Annotated in this window: 15 protein-coding genes and 1 other RNA gene; 7 read left to right on the forward strand and 9 right to left on the reverse strand. The window is 68.6% G+C overall.

The features are described from left to right. The 3 genes from ABD716_RS13265 to rnpB all read left to right on the forward strand — a co-directional run bounded on the left by ABD716_RS13265 (nt 1) and on the right by rnpB (nt 2000). Nucleotides 1-819, forward strand: coding sequence for a Nif3-like dinuclear metal center hexameric protein (locus ABD716_RS13265; RefSeq protein ID WP_344777641.1), 819 nt, complete (start codon nt 1-3; stop codon nt 817-819). 26 nt (nt 820-845) lie between these two features. Beyond that, on the forward strand, nt 846-1574 hold the full coding sequence (locus ABD716_RS13270) for a zinc ribbon domain-containing protein (RefSeq protein WP_344777643.1): 729 nt from the start codon (nt 846-848) through the stop codon (nt 1572-1574). 29 nt (nt 1575-1603) lie between these two features. Beyond that, nucleotides 1604-2000: RNase P RNA component class A (gene rnpB / locus ABD716_RS13275), an RNA gene on the forward strand. 36 nt (nt 2001-2036) lie between these two features. On the opposite strand, the gene ppgK is transcribed toward rnpB, so the two are convergent. Then, nucleotides 2037-2828 carry a polyphosphate--glucose phosphotransferase gene (ppgK, locus tag ABD716_RS13280; RefSeq protein ID WP_344777645.1) on the reverse strand — a complete coding sequence of 264 codons (792 nt, stop codon included), beginning with the start codon at nt 2826-2828 and terminating at the stop codon, nt 2037-2039. A gap of 34 nt (nt 2829-2862) precedes the next feature. Continuing rightward, the gene (gene map / locus ABD716_RS13285; RefSeq protein ID WP_344777647.1) at nt 2863-3729 is read right to left on the reverse strand and encodes a type I methionyl aminopeptidase; all 867 of its coding nucleotides are present in this window, start codon (nt 3727-3729) and stop codon (nt 2863-2865) included. Between the two features lie 12 nt (nt 3730-3741). Between map and ABD716_RS13290 the strand changes: the two genes are divergently transcribed. Then, nucleotides 3742-3942, forward strand: coding sequence for an SPOR domain-containing protein (locus tag ABD716_RS13290; protein WP_344777649.1), 201 nt, complete (start codon nt 3742-3744; stop codon nt 3940-3942). Here ABD716_RS13290 and panB read toward each other — a convergent pair whose 3' ends face one another. Beyond that, complete coding sequence (panB, locus tag ABD716_RS13295; RefSeq protein WP_344778414.1) at nt 3943-4776, reverse strand: 3-methyl-2-oxobutanoate hydroxymethyltransferase; 834 nt, start codon at nt 4774-4776, stop codon at nt 3943-3945. 92 nt (nt 4777-4868) lie between these two features. On the opposite strand from panB, the gene glnA (ABD716_RS13300) reads away from it, so the two are divergent. Beyond that, on the forward strand, nt 4869-6206 hold the full coding sequence (glnA, locus tag ABD716_RS13300; RefSeq protein ID WP_344777651.1) for a type I glutamate--ammonia ligase: 1338 nt from the start codon (nt 4869-4871) through the stop codon (nt 6204-6206). A 21-nt stretch (nt 6207-6227) separates the two neighbouring features. Continuing rightward, complete coding sequence (locus ABD716_RS13305; protein ID WP_344777653.1) at nt 6228-9230, forward strand: bifunctional [glutamine synthetase] adenylyltransferase/[glutamine synthetase]-adenylyl-L-tyrosine phosphorylase; 3003 nt, start codon at nt 6228-6230, stop codon at nt 9228-9230. A gap of 72 nt (nt 9231-9302) precedes the next feature. On the opposite strand, the gene glnA (ABD716_RS13310) is transcribed toward ABD716_RS13305, so the two are convergent. Further along, nucleotides 9303-10727, reverse strand: coding sequence for a type I glutamate--ammonia ligase (gene glnA / locus ABD716_RS13310; RefSeq protein ID WP_344777655.1), 1425 nt, complete (start codon nt 10725-10727; stop codon nt 9303-9305). A 140-nt stretch (nt 10728-10867) separates the two neighbouring features. On the opposite strand from glnA (ABD716_RS13310), the gene ABD716_RS13315 reads away from it, so the two are divergent. Next, nucleotides 10868-11281, forward strand: coding sequence for an RDD family protein (locus tag ABD716_RS13315; protein ID WP_344777657.1), 414 nt, complete (start codon nt 10868-10870; stop codon nt 11279-11281). Between the two features lie 50 nt (nt 11282-11331). Here the strand turns inward: ABD716_RS13315 and ABD716_RS13320 are convergent, their stop codons facing one another. The 5 genes from ABD716_RS13320 to ABD716_RS13340 form a co-directional block, all read right to left on the reverse strand. After that, a complete protein-coding gene (locus ABD716_RS13320) occupies nt 11332-12042 on the reverse strand; it encodes a DUF4191 domain-containing protein (RefSeq protein ID WP_344777659.1) in 711 nt (236 codons plus the stop codon). A 23-nt stretch (nt 12043-12065) separates the two neighbouring features. Next, nucleotides 12066-13034, reverse strand: coding sequence for a lipoyl synthase (lipA, locus tag ABD716_RS13325; protein WP_344777661.1), 969 nt, complete (start codon nt 13032-13034; stop codon nt 12066-12068). Beyond that, the gene (lipB, locus tag ABD716_RS13330; protein ID WP_344777663.1) at nt 13031-13723 is read right to left on the reverse strand and encodes a lipoyl(octanoyl) transferase LipB; all 693 of its coding nucleotides are present in this window, start codon (nt 13721-13723) and stop codon (nt 13031-13033) included. The genes lipA and lipB overlap by 4 nt, the downstream gene beginning before the upstream one ends. A 112-nt stretch (nt 13724-13835) precedes the next feature. Next, entirely contained in the window at nt 13836-14435 is a 600-nt protein-coding gene (locus ABD716_RS13335) for a hypothetical protein (RefSeq protein ID WP_344777665.1), read from the reverse strand. Between the two features lie 594 nt (nt 14436-15029). Then, the gene (locus ABD716_RS13340) at nt 15030-15185 is read right to left on the reverse strand and encodes a hypothetical protein (RefSeq protein ID WP_344777667.1); all 156 of its coding nucleotides are present in this window, start codon (nt 15183-15185) and stop codon (nt 15030-15032) included. Between the last annotated feature and the right edge of the window lie 91 nt (nt 15186-15276).

The raw sequence follows: 15276 nt of genomic DNA on the forward strand, positions 1-15276 counted from the left end.
ATGCCGTACGCCCTCTCCGACGTGCTCGCCGTCACCGAGCGGCTCTGGCCCTCGGCGGGCGCCGAGAGCTGGGACGCCCCGGGCCTCGTGACCGGTGAGCCGCACCAGAGCGTCGCGTCGATCCACCTCGTGGTCGATGCCGTCGCCGACTCGCTCGACGAGGCAATCGCGGCGGGCGCCGACCTCGTCATCGCGCACCACCCGCTGCTGCTGTTCGGCGTCAAATCCGTCGCCGAGACGCATTACAAGGGGGCCGTGCTTGCGAAGCTGATCCGCTCGGAGACGGCTCTGCTGTCTGCCCACACCAACGCCGATGTGGTCGCCGAGGGGACGAGCGCCGTTCTCGCTGCGGGGCTCGGCCTGACCGGCCTCCACCCCATCTCGCCAACCGGCGCCGAGGGCAACGGCATCGGCCGCGTGGGCGCCCTCCCAGAGGCAGTGACCCTGGGCCGGCTCGCGCGCATGGTCGCTGAGCTGCTGCCGCCCACTGCGGGCGGCGTGCGCGTCGCCGGGGCGTTCGACGAGCCGGTGCAGACGGTCGCGGTGTGCGGGGGCGCGGGGGACTCCCTGCTGTCCGATCCCGCCGTGCGCGCCGCCGACGTGTACCTCACGGCCGACCTGAGACATCACCCGGCCTCTGAGGCCCGCGAGCAGCACCGGCTCGGCTTCGGCCCTGCGCTCATCGACGTGTCGCACTGGGCCAGCGAGTGGCTCTGGCTCGAAACGGCCGCCGCGCAGCTGCGCGAGGCTCTGCCCGAGGCATCCGTCACCGTCAGTGAGGTCCGCACGGACCCGTGGGACTTCGCCATCGTGCAGTAGAGACCCTGCCGTAGAGAAAGAGATAGATGAAAGCATCGCCCGCGCACCAGAAGGAGCTGCTGCGGCTTCAAGAGCACGACAATCGACTCACGCGCGTCGCGCACGGCCTGAAGAACCTGCCGCAGAACAAGCAGCTCGACGAGCTCAAGCCCCAGGCAGAGCAGCTGCGGGCGCGCCTCGTCGAGGCGACCGGCCGGCTCGAAGACGCCAAGGCCGAGCAGCAGCGGCTGGAATCCGACGTCGCGCTGGTGCAGCAGCGACTCGACCGCGACACCGCCCGGCTGCAGGCGTCGAGCTCCGCGAAGGACATCGAGGGCCTCGAGGCCGAGATCACCTCGCTGCAGCGCCGTCGCACGACGCTCGAAGATGCCGAGCTCGAGGTCATGGAGCGCGCGGAGGCGGCAGAGCTCGAGCTCGCCGGCATCCGCGCCGAGCAGGAGCAGCTCGCGGCATCCGTCGATTCGCTGACCGCTGCCCGCGATGCCGAGATCGCGCGCCTCGAGCGCGAGCGCAGCGATGCGCAGGCAGATCGCATGGTCGTCGCACAGGGGATTCCGCAGGAGCTGCTCGACCTCTACGAGCGCCAGCGTGCGCGCTACGGCGTCGGCGCGGCCGCCGTGCGCGGGGGAGTCAACCTCGGCACGAACCTGACGCTCGCCCCGAGCGACCTCTCGGCGGTGCGAGCCGCAGCGCCCGACGAGGTCCTCATCGACAGCGACTCCGGCGCCATCCTGATCAGAGACGAGAACTCGTAGATCGCACCCCGGTAAACTCGGGGCAGGAATGGGTCGGCAAGACGGTCGCGTCGGCTCCGGTGCTCGCACCGGGGCTGCCGAGGAACGTCCGGGCTCCGCAGAGCAGGGCGGTGGGTAACACCCACCCGGGGCAACCCGCGAGACAGTGCCACAGAGAACAGACCGCCGCGTGAGCCGGCCTTCGGGCCGAGCCTCGCGGTAAGGGTGAAACGGTGGGGTAAGAGCCCACCAGCGACCGGGGTGACCCGGCCGGCTCGGCAAACCTCGCCCGGAGCAAGGTCAGACAGGGGACCATGAGGCTGCTCGTCTCGTCCCCGGGTAGACCGCTGGAGCGGCACGGCAACGTGTCGCCGAGAGAGATGGCCGTCCAGGGCTTCGCTTGATCGCAGGCCTGAACAGAACCCGGCGTATCAGCCGGCCCATTCCCCGCATCGCGCCGGCGTCACCGGCAAGCTGCAGCGGCTACGGCTTCGCCTTCGCCGCAAGCGCCGCCGCGCCGAGGATGCCCGCGTTGTTGAGGAACTGCGCGGGGATCATCTCGGTGCGGATGTCGACGAAGTGGCCCCATTCGTCGAAGTGCTTGCTGACGCCGCCGCCCACGATGAACAGGTCGGGCGAGAAGAGCTTCTCGAGAGCCTGGTAGTACTTCGTGAGGCGCTTGCCCCACTTCTCCCACGAGAGATCCTCGCGCTCCTTGGCCGAGAACGCGGCCTTCTTCTCGGCGTCGTGGCCGTCGAGCTCGATGTGCCCGAGCTCGGTGTTCGGCACGAGGAATCCGTCGACGATCAGCGCCGAGCCGATGCCGGTGCCCAGCGTCGTGAGCATGACGACGTCCTTACGGCCCTTCGCGGCGCCGTATTCGGTCTCGGCGAACCCTGCGGCGTCGGCGTCGTTGACGAACAGGATCGGGCGGCCGAGCGCCTGCTCGAAGAACTTCTCGGCCTCGAATCCGATCCACTTCTTCGAGACGTTGGCTGCCGACATCGTCCTGCCGTGCTGCACGACGGCGGGGAAGTCGATGCCGATCGGCAGGTGTGGGTCCGCGTCGAGCTGCTCGAGCACCTTCTTGGTGGTCTCGGCGATGTCGTCGGGCTTGCCGCCCTCAGGCGTCGGCAGCTTCACGCGCGGGCTGATCAGCGCGCCCGACGCGAGATCGACGACTCCGCCCTTGATGCCGGTGCCACCGATGTCGATGCCGATCGCCGCCGTGGTGCCAGAGGTGGCCGAGATGACTGAGCTCGCCTGGGTCGTCATGGCGACAGGCTATCGCGAGGCCCGGCCGCGGCCGCTAGGGAAGGGTGAGCACCTCTGCGCCGCGCTCGGTCACGACCAGCGTGTGCTCGAACTGGGCGGTGAGCGACTTGTCGCGGGTCGTGACCGTCCAGTCGTCGTCCCACATGTCCCACGCGATCCCGCCGAGCGTCAGCATCGGCTCGATGGTGAAGACCATCCCCGGCTCCATGACGTCGTCATAGAGAGGCGCCGAGTCGTAGTGGGGGATGATCAGCCCCGAATGGAACGAACGGCCCACGCCGTGCCCCGTGAAGTCGCGCACGACGCCGTAGCCGAAGCGCTTGGCGTACGCCTCGATGGCGCGGCCGATCACGTTCACCTGGCGCCCAGGCGCGACCGCCTTGATGCCCCGGTTGAGCGCCTCGCGGGTGCGCTCGACGAGGTCGACGACCTCCTGCTTCGCCTCGCCCACCACGAAGGTCTGGTTGCTGTCGCCGTGGTAGCCGTTCTTGAACGCCGTGATGTCGATGTTGACGATGTCGCCCTCTTCGAGCACGGTGTCGTCGGGGATGCCGTGGCAGATCACCTCGTTGATCGACGAGCACAGCGACTTCGGGTAGCCGCGGTAGCCGAGTGTCGAGGGATAGGCGACGTGGGCGACGAGGAACTCGTGACCGATGCGGTCGAGCTCATCGGTGGTGACGCCCGGCACCGCGTGCCGGCCGACCAGCTCGATCGCCTGCGCGGCGATGCGCCCCGCCTCCCTGATGAGCGCGACCTCGTCGGGCGTGTAGAGGTCGCCCTGCGTGTTCTTGGCAGGGTTCGGCTTGCCGACGTATTCCGGGCGGGGGATGCCTGACGGCACGCTCAGACGCGGCGAGACGCGTCCAGGGATCAGGTGTCCGGCGGAATCCTTGGGCATACGATCAAGCTTATGAGCGATGAAGCGGTGCCCGACCTCGAGCACAAGTGGTGGTACAACGACAAGACCGGTGCCGTCGAGCAGGGCTTCGTCTCGCCCGCTCTGCAGCGCATCGGCCCGTTCAACTCGCGCGAAGAGGCTCAGAACGCGCTGGAGAAGCTGCGTGAGAACAGCGCAAAGTGGGCCGAGGAAGACGCCGCTGAGGACCGCTGATCAGTAGCTGTTCTCAGGCCCCGGGTACTCGCCGTTCTCGACGTCTGCCTTCCACGTGGCCGCCGCGTCACGCAGCGTCTGCCCGATCTGGGCGTACTGCTTGACGAACTTCGGGATGCGACCCTGGGTGAGTCCCGCCCAATCCGTCCACACGAGCAACTGGCCGTCGCAATGCGGCCCCGCCCCGACGCTGATGGTCGGGATCGACAGCGCGGCGGTGACCTTGGCTGCGGCATCCGCCGGCACCATCTCGAGCACGACCGCGAACGCGCCCGCCTCTTCGATCGCCTTGGCGTCGGCGAGCAGCTGCTCCTCGCCGGAACCGCGGCCCTGGATGACGTGGCCACCCAACTGGTGCTCGCTCTGCGGAGTGAAGCCGATGTGCGCCATGACCGGAATGCCGGCATCCACGATGTGTCGGATCTGGTCAGCCGAGCGGACGCCGCCTTCCAGCTTCACCGCGTGCGCGCCGGTCTCCTTCATCATGCGGATCGCCGTGTGCACCGCGTCGCGCGTATTGGCCTCGTATGACCCGAACGGCATATCGGCGATCACGAAGGCCCGCTTGGCAGCACCGGCCACCGCGCGCACGAGCGGGATGAGCTCGTCGACGGTCACGGGCAGCGTGGTCTCGTAGCCGAAGACGTTGTTGCCCGCGGAGTCGCCGACGAGCAGGAAGTCGATGCCCGCCTCGTCGAAGATGCGCGCGGTGAGCTGGTCGTAGCTCGTGAGCCCGGTGATCTTGATGCCGCTCTTCTTGGCATTGAGGAAGTGCCGAGTGCGCACGCGCTTGAGGTTCTGCGGGGCCCCGCCATAGGGCGCTTCTTCGCGCATGGCGGACGACGCGGAGTTCTCCTGTGTCATGGCGTCAGTCTAGGGACCACCATCCACTAGCCTGATGACGGAAGGGAAGGGGCCCAATGTCCATGGACAAGCAGCGGGACTTCGTTCTGCGCACCATCGAGGAGCGCGGCGTCAAGTTCGTCCGCCTCTGGTTCACCGACGTCGTCGGCACTCTGAAGTCGGTCGCGCTCGCGCCGGCCGAGGTTGAGGGCGCGTTCACCGAAGGCCTGGGTTTCGACGGTTCCGCGATCGAGGGGCTGACGCGTGCGTACGAGTCCGACCTGCTCGCCCACCCCGACCCCACGACGTTCCAGATCCTGCCCTGGCGGGGTGAGATCGACCCCACGGCACGCATGTTCTGCGACATCACGACGCCCGATGGCGAGCCGGCCGTGGCCGACCCGCGCAACGTGCTGAAGCGCACGCTCGAGAAAGCGGCCGAGGCGGGCTTCACCTTCTACACGCACCCCGAGATCGAGTTCTATCTGCTCAAGTCGGCCCGCTTCGGCGAAGGGGGTCCTGAGCCCGTCGACGCCGCCGGCTACTTCGACAACGTGCCGGGCGGAACGGCCCACGACTTCCGCCGCCGTGCGGTGCGCATGCTCGAGGACCTCGGGATCTCGGTCGAGTTCAGCCACCACGAGGCGGGCCCCGGCCAGAACGAGATCGACCTGCGCTACGCCGACGCGCTCACCATGGCCGACAACATCATGACCTTCCGCACGGTCGTGAAAGAGGTTGCCATCGAGCAGGGCGTCTACGCGACGTTCATGCCGAAGCCGCTCGCCGGCCACCCCGGCAGCGGCATGCACACGCACATGTCTCTCTTCGAGGGCGACGCGAACGCATTCTTCGAGGCGGGCTCGCAGTACCAGCTGTCGAAGACCGCACGGAAGTTCATCGCCGGCCTGCTGCGCCACGCGCCCGAGATCAGCGCCGTCACGAACCAGTTCGTCAACTCGTACAAGCGCCTGTGGTCGGGCGACGAGGCGCCGAGCTACGTCAGCTGGGGGCACAACAACCGCTCCGCGCTGGTGCGCGTGCCGCTGTACAAGCCGAACAAGGGCCAGAGCGCGCGCGTCGAGTACCGCGCGATCGACTCGGCGGCGAACCCGTACCTCGCGTACTCGCTGCTGCTGGCCGCCGGGCTCAAGGGTGTGCAGGAGGACTACGAGCTGCCGCCCGAGGCCACCGAGGATGTCTGGTCGCTCACCGATGCCGAGCGGAACGCCCTCGGCTACGAGGCACTGCCGTCGAATCTCGAGGCGGCGATCCGCCTGATGGAGGGCTCCGAGCTCGTGGCCGAGACACTCGGCGAGCAGGTCTTCGAGAACGTGCTGCGCAACAAGCGGCAGGAGTGGGTCGGCTACCGCGCCCAGGTCACTCCGTGGGAGCTGCGCACCAACCTCGAACTGCTCTAGACCCGTCGGGCACCTGACCGCATGCGCGTTCCCGAGCCGCTGTCGCTGACCGCGCTCGCGCGCGCCGGGTTCACCGAGCTCTCGGCGGCGCGCGAGCGTCTCATCGAGCTTCCCGAACTGGTCGGCGTGCCGGCCGAGGCGACGCTGGCGCTGTTCCGGCGGGTCGCGGACCCTGACGCGGCCCTCGATCGCCTGATCGCGCTGGCGCGAAGAGCTCCTGACCACGTGCATGCGCACGTCTCCGACCCGGCCCGCGCCGTGCGCGTCGCACGCGTCGTCGGAGCGAGCGAGGGGCTCTTCGACTTCCTGATGCGCCACCCGGCAGAGCTCGACGCCCTGGACGCCCCGGTGCGCACGCTGCCCGAGCCCGCGGAGCTTCGCCGCGACCTGCTCGAGTCCGTCGGAGCCGATGGCCAGGCATCCGCGCCCATCGCCGCGCTCACCGAGGAGGAGGGCTGGTCGGCGTTCCGCCGCCGCTATCGTCGGCGCCTGCTGCAGATCGCGAGTTTCGACCTGGAGCAGCCCGACCCCGTCGCCGGACTCGACGCGGTGGCCGCGTGCCTCTCCGATCTCGCGGCCGCCGCGATCGAGGCATCGCTCGCGGTCGCACGCGCCAGTGCGATCGGCGCGGGCCCCGGCAGGTTCCCGCTCGAGCAGGTCGAGGCGACGCGCCTCGCCGTGATCGGCATGGGCAAGGCGGGCGCGCGCGAACTCAACTATGTGAGCGACGTCGACGTGATCTTCGTCTCGGAGGGCTCGGTGGAGGTCGCGACCCGTCTCGCGGTGCTCACGATGAGGGGCACGGATGCCCCGGCGATCGAACCCGGCCTGTGGCAGCTCGACGCGAACCTGCGCCCCGAGGGCAAGGACGGGGTGCTCGTGCGCTCCCTCGAGTCGCACCTCGCGTACTACGACCGCTGGGCCAAGACGTGGGAGTTCCAGGCGCTGCTCAAGGCGCGGCCGCTCGCGGGCGATCTCACGCTGGGGGAGCGCTACGTCTCCGCGCTGTCGCCTCAGGTATGGCGGAGCGCTGAGCGCGACGGCTTCGTCGAATCGGTGCAGCGCATGCGCGAGCGCGTCGTCGAGCACATCGTGCCCGAGGACGTCGACTGGGAGCTCAAGCTCGGCCCGGGCGGCCTGCGCGACATCGAGTTCACAGTGCAGCTGCTCGAGCTGGTGCACGGGCACGTCGACGCATCCGTCCGCGAGTCCGCCACCCTGCCCGCCCTCGCCGCGCTCGTCGCTGGCGGCTACGTCGGCCGCGGCGCGGGCGCGGAATTCGCCGACGACTACCGCACCCTGCGCCTCATCGAGCACCGCGTGCAGCTCACTCGCCTGCGGCGCACGCACCTGATGCCACGCGACGAGGGCGCCCAGCGCATTCTCGCCCGCTCGACGGGACTGGCGCCGAGCGCGGCCGGACTCGTCGAGCGGTGGGCCGACATCAAGCGCCGGGTGCGGGGTCTGCACGAGCAGCTGTTCTACCGCCCGCTGCTCTCGGCCGTCGCGGCCATGCCGGCTGAGCAGGCACTGATGGGGGAGCGCGCGCTCTCGCCCGAGCAGGCGCAGGCGCGCCTCGCCGCGATCGGCTTCCGGGACCCCCGCGGCGCCCTCGGGCACATCGCGGCACTCACGGAAGGCGTCTCGCGCGCGGCGACGATCCAGCGCACGCTGCTACCGGTCATGCTGCAGTGGTTCGCCGACGGCGCCGACCCCGACTACGGCCTGCTCACGTTCCGCCGCCTCGCCGACGACCTCGGCGATCATCACTGGTTCCTGCGCATGCTGCGCGACTCCTCCGGCGCCGCGCATCGGCTGACGCGGCTGCTGTCGGGCTCGCGGTATGTGGGCGAGCTGCTCGGCGCTCTGCCCGAGGCGGTCGCGTGGCTCGATGACGACGACGACCTGCGGCCGCGCCCGCGCGCCGTGCTGGAGGACGAGCGCGACGCCGTCCTCGCGCGTCACTCCGATGCGGAGTCCGTCGCCGCCGCGATGATCTCGGCGCGTCGGCGGGGCGTGCTGCGACTCGCGATCGGCGGCATCCTGGGTGTCGTCTCGATCGACGAGGTCGCACGTGGGCTGAGCGACATCACCGATGTGTATCTGCAGTGCCTGCTCGCCGCCGTGCGCCGCGAGCACTCCGATGCCGAACCCGACGGCTTCGAGTTCGCGATCATCGCGATGGGCCGCTTCGGCGGCCGCGAACTCGGCTTCGGCTCGGACGCCGACGTCATGTACGTCTATCGCGCGCCCCGTGGCGACTCGGCCGCAGGCACGGCCGCGAGCAGCGCGGCCCTGCGCATCGCCGCCGAGCTGAAGAGGCTCAGCGACGACCCCCGGCTGCCCCTCGACCTCGACCTCGACCTTCGCCCCGAGGGTCGCAACGGGCCGGTCGCACGCTCGCTCGAGGCATACGCCGCCTACTATGCCCGGTGGTCGCTCACCTGGGAGGCACAGGCGCTGCTGCGCGCCCGCGGCGCCGCCGGCGACACGACGCTCATCGCCGACTTCGAACAGCTGGCCGACCGCACGCGGTACCCGGCGTCGATCGGCGCGACCGAGATCCGCGAGGTGCGACGCATCAAGGCCCGCGTCGAGTCCGAGCGGCTCCCGCAGGGCGCAGACCCGACGCGCCACCTCAAGCTCGGCCGGGGGTCCCTCTCGGACGTCGAGTGGTACGTGCAGCTGATCCAGCTGCAGCACGCCGCCCGTGTGCCCGCATTGCGCACGACCTCGACGCTGGGCGCGCTGAGTGCCGCCGTCGCCGCGGGACTCGTCGATGAATCGGATGCCGAGCGCCTGCGCGCCGCCTGGGTGTTCGCCTCCCGCGCGCGCAGCGCCATGACGCTCTGGACAGCGCGGACGTCCGACGTGCTGCCCTCCGATCGAGCGCAGCTCGACGGTGTCGCACGCCTGCTGGGCTTCCCGCCGCGCTCCGCGAGCCGCTTCGAAGAGGAATACCTCGCCGTCACCCGGCGCGCCCGCGCCGTGTTCGAGCGCGGCTTCTACGGCATGACGTCCTGACACGGGAAACGTCCTGACACGGGAAAGGGGCCCCTGCCGAAGCAGAGGCCCCTTTCGCGACTCCGTCAGAACTCAGACGCCGTAGTAGAGCTCGTACTCGAACGGGTGCGGGCGCTGAGCGAGGGGCTTGAGCTCCTTCTCGCGCTTGTACTCGATCCAGGTCTCGATGAGCTCCTCGGTGAACACGCCGCCCTTGGTGAGGAAGTCGTGGTCGGCCTCGAGCGCGTCGAGCACCTTGTCGAGCGAGCCGGGAACCTGCGGAATGAGCTTGGCCTCCTCGGGGGGCAGCTCGTAGAGGTCCTTGTCGACCGGTTCGTGCGGCTCGATGCGGTTCTGGATTCCGTCGAGGCCCGCCATGAGCTGGGCGGCGAAGGCGAGGTACGGGTTGCCCGAGGCGTCGGGCGCGCGGAACTCGATGCGCTTGGCCTTGGGGTTCGTGCCCGTGATCGGGATGCGGATGGCCGCCGAGCGGTTGCCCGCCGAGTAGACCAGGTTGACGGGGGCCTCGAAGCCGGGGACCAGGCGGTGGTAGGAGTTCACCGTCGGGTTCGTGAAGGCGAGGATCGCCGGGGCGTGGGCGAGCAGGCCGCCGATGTACCAGCGGGCGATGTCGGACAGGCCGCCGTAGCCGGCCTCGTCGTAGAACAGCGGCTGCCCGCCGTTCCAGAGCGACTGGTGGGTGTGCATGCCCGAGCCGTTGTCGCCGAAGAGCGGCTTCGGCATGAAGGTCGCCGTCTTGCCCCACAGCTCTGCCGTGTTCTTGACGATGTACTTGAACTTCAGGATGTCGTCGGCCGCGTGCACCATCGTGTCGAAGCGGTAGTTGATCTCGGCCTGGCCACCGGTGCCGACCTCGTGGTGCGCGCGCTCGAGGACGAGGCCCGCGTCGATCAGCTTGAGCGAGATGTCGTCGCGCAGGTCGGCCTGCTTGTCGACGGGGGAGACGGGGAAATAGCCGCCCTTGTAGGGCGTCTTGTTGCCCAGGTTGCCGCCCTCTTCGACGCGGCCCGAGTTCCAGGCGCCCTCTTCGGAGTCGACGTGGAAGAAGGAGCCGTTCTGCTTCACCTCGTAGCGCACGTCGTCGAAGATGTAGAACTCGGCCTCTGGGGCGAAGAACGCGGTGTCGGCGATGCCGGTCGACGCGAGGTACTTCTCAGCCTTCTTGGCGACCTGGCGCGGGTCCTTGGAGTAGATCTCGCCGTTGCGCGGGTTGTAGATGTCGAAGACGAGGATCAGCGTCTTCTCAGCGCGGAACGGGTCGACGTAGGCGGTCGTCACGTCGGGGATCAGCTGCATGTCGGACTCGTGGATGTTCGCGAACCCGCGAATCGATGAGCCGTCGAACAGCTGGCCGACGGTGAAGAACTCCTCGTCGACGGTTGATGCGGGGATGTTGAAGTGCTGCTGCACACCGGGGAGGTCGGTGAAGCGAATATCAAGGAATTTGACGTCTTCGTCCTTGATGAACTTCAGCACCTCGGATGAGTCCTTGAACATTCAAGCTCCAAAAGGCTGACGGGATAGGCGCGGGCGCTACCTGCTTGCAGGGTATGGTCAGGCCGTTTCTCTGCAGTAAAGCAATTGTTTCGGGCCTGTTACGTGGCAGGTTATCAGCCGCGAGTTCCTAGGATTGACGGGTGAGCGAGCGAGTTGCGGATGCTGCACCGAGCAACTTTCCAGGGGAACGTCTCGGCCTTCCCGAGGATGGCAGAGGGTCGGTCGGGCGGATGGGGCGGCGTGTGCTCGGCCTCGTCATCGACTGGGCGATCGCGATGGCGATCTCGTGGCTCATCACCCGCCACTACGGCGGCTGGACCGTCTACCCCGTCTTCGCCGCGCTGCAGATCCTCGCGATCTGGGCGCTCGGCGGCTCGATCGGCCATCGCATCGCCGGGCTGCGCCTCTCGGCCCTGCCCGGCTCGCAGCCGGCGCTGTGGCGGCCCGTCGTGCGCAGCGTTCTGCTGATGATCGTGATTCCGGCGCTCGTGTGGGACTCCGATCACCGGGGCTTCCACGACAAGATCGCCGGAACCGTGCTCGTCCGCGCGTAGGCCGCGCAGAAGAACTGCCCCGCCGAAGCGGGGCCGTTCGCAGGTGGTGGCTAGCGCGGCTGACGCGGCGCGCGCACGCGGTTCGGGTCGACACCCTTCGGGATAGGCAGCGGCGCCTGCAGCGACGACAGCCGGTTGTCGACCGCCTGCACCTCGGTCTTCGTCAGCGTCGGCTTGATCTTGGTGAGCGTCGAGGCGACCTTCCGCAGCGGCACGGCGTCATCGTCGGGGCCGACGTTGATCGTGGTGACCGCGACGTTCGGCACGGTGCGGTTGATCTTGCGGCGCTCCTCCTCAAGCATCCGCCCGGTGCGCGACTTGGGCCCCTCGCTGATGAGCACGACGCCGCCGCGTCCGACGGCGCGATAGACGGCGTCGCGCGTCTTGCTGTTGACCGCGACCGGCATCTCGCTTCCGCGCCAGCCGCGCTTGAGAGACGAGCGCAGCACGGCGCCCACTGCGCCGGGCTGGCCGCTGATCTGCGAGTACGCCGCGCCCTCGGCACGACGGCCGAGGATGACGGTGGCGAGCAGCACGCCGCCAAGCACGCCGGCGACGATCCAGAGCACCGTCGAGATGATGCCGGTGGAGAGCACGAGCGCGAGGACGACGCCGACGACGACGGGCAGCAGGAAGCCGCCGATCATCAGCGGCAGAGCCTGCTTGTCGTACTTGCGGGTCATCTTGAAGACGTCCCACATCTGCCGCAGGCGGCCCGGTTCGGCGCTCGCTGTGGGGGCGGCGGAGCTAGTTCGTGCCATGCCTAGAGATTACCTGAACCAGCTCATGCAATCCGCTGAGCGAGGGCGTCGCGGGCCTGTGCCCAGAGCCGCCCGGCGCGGTACGAGGAGCGCACCAGCGGCCCGGACATGACGCCCAGGAATCCGATCTCGCGCGCGGCCTGCTCGAAGTCGACGAACTCTTCAGGGCGCACCCAGCGCGCCACCGGCAGATGGCGAGGGCTCGGCCGCAGGTACTGGGTGATCGTGATCAGATCGGTACCCGCGTTGTGGAGGTCCTCGAGGGCGTGCAGCACCTCGTCGGGCTCCTCGCCCATGCCGAGGATGAGGTTCGACTTCGTGATCATGCCGGCGCGCTTGGCCTGCGTCAGCACGTCGAGCGAGCGCTCGTAGCGGAAGGCTGGGCGAATGCGCTTGAAGATGCGCGGCACCGTCTCGACGTTGTGCGCGAACACCTCGGGGCGGGCGCTGAAGACCTCGTTCAGGTGCTGGGGATTCCCCGAGAAGTCGGGCACGAGGATCTCGACGCCGACGCCGGGCGCCTGACGGTGGATCTCGCGGATGGTCTCGGCGTAGAGCCAAGCCCCCTCGTCGTCGAGGTCGTCGCGTGCGACACCCGTGACGGTCGCGTACCGCAGCTCCATCTGCGCGATGGACTCGGCGACCCGGCGCGGCTCGTCGCGGTCGTAGTCCGCGGGCTTGCCGGTGTCGATCTGGCAGAAGTCGCACCGGCGCGTGCACGCGGACCCGCCGATGAGGAAGGTCGCCTCGCGGTCCTCCCAGCACTCGAAGATGTTCGGGCACCCGGCCTCCTGGCAGACCGTGTGCAGCTGCTCGGTGGTGACGAGGTTCTGCAACTGGCGGTACTCGGGCCCCATCTTCGCCCGCGTTTTGATCCAGTCGGGCTTCTTCTCGATCGGCGTCTGCGCGTTGCGCACTTCGAGCCGCAGCAGCTTGCGACCCGTCGTGTCATGGGCCGGGCCGCCGCCATTGGAGATGTTGGTGATCGTCATGCCAGCACCGCCGCCCCCGGCTCGTGCGCCGCGGCGAACACGCGGTCGAAGACACGGGTGAGCACGGGAACGACCGCCTCGGGGTCGACGACGCGCGCATCGCCGCGGCGCGCGAGCTCGCGCGTGATCGTCGTGACGCCGGCATCGCGGATGCCGCAGGCGACGATCTGCTCGTACGCGTCGAGGCTGTTCGAGCAGTTGAGGGCGAAGCCGTGCATCGTGACACCCTCGGCGACCCGCAGACCGATGGCGCCGATCTTGGCGTCCGGAGCCGGTTCGCCGGCGTCGGTGGTCTGGCTCACCCAGACACCGCTGCGGCCCTCGACGCGGTGCCCCTCGACGCCGAACTCGGCGATGACGTCGATCATCATCTGCTCGAGCCGGCGCACGAAGGCGACGACGTCGACAGGCTCGGCGAGCCGCATGATGGGGTAGCCGACGAGCTGACCCGGCCCGTGCCAGGTGATCTTCCCGCCGCGATCGACGTCGATCACCGGGGTGCCGTCGGTGGGCCGCTCGGAGGCCTCGGTGCGTTTGCCCGCCGTGAAGACGGAAGGGTGCTCGAGGAGCAGCAGGGTGTCGGGCGCCGACCCGCGAACCACGGCCGCGTGGGTCTCACGCTGCAGTTCGAGGGCTTCGAGATACGGCACGGAATTGGCGCTTAGTCCCGTGACGACAAATCTGGTCAATGTCCCTATTTGCCTTTCTGAAGTTGTCGCGGCCAGCCTAAGCCTCACCGAGCGCCGATGCGGCTGTTGGTGGGTCAAGGTCGTCCACCCGTAGCGGTACAAAGCCTTCCGGCTAGTGGCTGAGCCCGAGCCACACAGCAATCACGATGACTAGCACCCCGCCGCCTACCGTGATGACCGCGTTGGCCGTGTGCTCACGCCATGTGCGGCCCCACCATCCGGTGCCTGTTGAACTATCCGCGCGGAATTGATTGGGGCTGCTGGTACTCGTGGCGGTTCGACCGCTCGTTGCCAAACCCGCCGCGGAATCTGGCTGTGCCGCGGCAACGTAATTGCCAATGCGGCGCACTACGTCCTGCGGCACCCCGTCGCGGCGACTTCGCACGTTAATTTCGAGGATTGGGTAGGTCAGTCGCGCCATGTCCACCCTCACAGAGCTACTGGCGGCGTCGCGGTCGTGCTGAGGTAGGACAGACCACGAGTAGCGTCCAACAGGCCGCGGGTCATCATGCAGCGCCGCAAGCACTTGCTCGACAGTTTCGGCCGTGATGCTTCCGCCATCTTTCGTGTTCACTTCGGCTTCCTGCCAATGGATGTCGTCGCCATTCACGAACACGTCGTTCAGCACCTTCGCGGCATGGATGAAAGTCGCTTCGAAATCGGCTGTCTCAGACAGAGTGAATCGCTGAGATTGACTGAAGATGACTCCCACGGTTCAACGTTAGGGCGCACGGCACCAAGGCGCGTGTCGCGCACGGTCGGCGTGTCAGTTGAGCCAGGAAACGCCCCTAGCCGCGGGGATGCAGCTAGGGGCGTTCGGTGGGCTCAGTGGATGCCGTCGGGGTCGGTGAGCACGGTTAGCTCTGCGATGACTAGCTGAATCTCAGCCTCTCGAATGGTGCCGTCAGGGTCGATGTCGTGCCATGTCTGGTTGCTCATGATGGGGAGATTAACGAAGATTCGCGCGGTCCGCGGGGCGACCCACAAAACGGTTTTGTGGGGTGGGCAAGACGGTGCTAGAGGCCTCGGTCGTCGTCGGGTAGCTCGGGGAAACCGGCAGCGGGTGTCGGCGGCAGCATGGCGTTAGTCATTCTCGTGTCACCTTTTGTACCCGCGGCACGGCGTGCTCGGTTGTACTCCCGCATGTAGCCGGGATTCCGCCTGCGCCAGTCGGCCTGAGCGTCGGCCTGGCAGCGTTTGCACCATGAGCCGATGCCTGACGGCCGGGCAGCGTTGCGCGGGAAGTCGGCCGGGGCCTTATCGGTGTCGCACCCCGGACAGTGCAGGGTCGCGAGCGTGTCGATGGTCACAGCAGCGCGTTCCTGTCGAGGGGCGCGGGCCGCGGCGGGTGACCGCCGTAGATGCCGCGTTGCACCCGCTCACCCCAGACTCGTAGGTTGTCCTCCCAGTTGGCGTGCTCGACGTAGCTCACGGCGTCGGCCAGGTACTCGAAAGTCTCCAAGTAATAGCCGCGGGGTGCCTCGGTATCGGGCACTGATACCGAGTAGGGCTCAGGCGGCACCGTGCGGGGGTCGGGGTCGGTGTCCCAAGAC

This window comes from Gryllotalpicola kribbensis, from assembly GCF_039538245.1.
GTDB lineage: Bacteria > Actinomycetota > Actinomycetes > Actinomycetales > Microbacteriaceae > Gryllotalpicola > Gryllotalpicola kribbensis.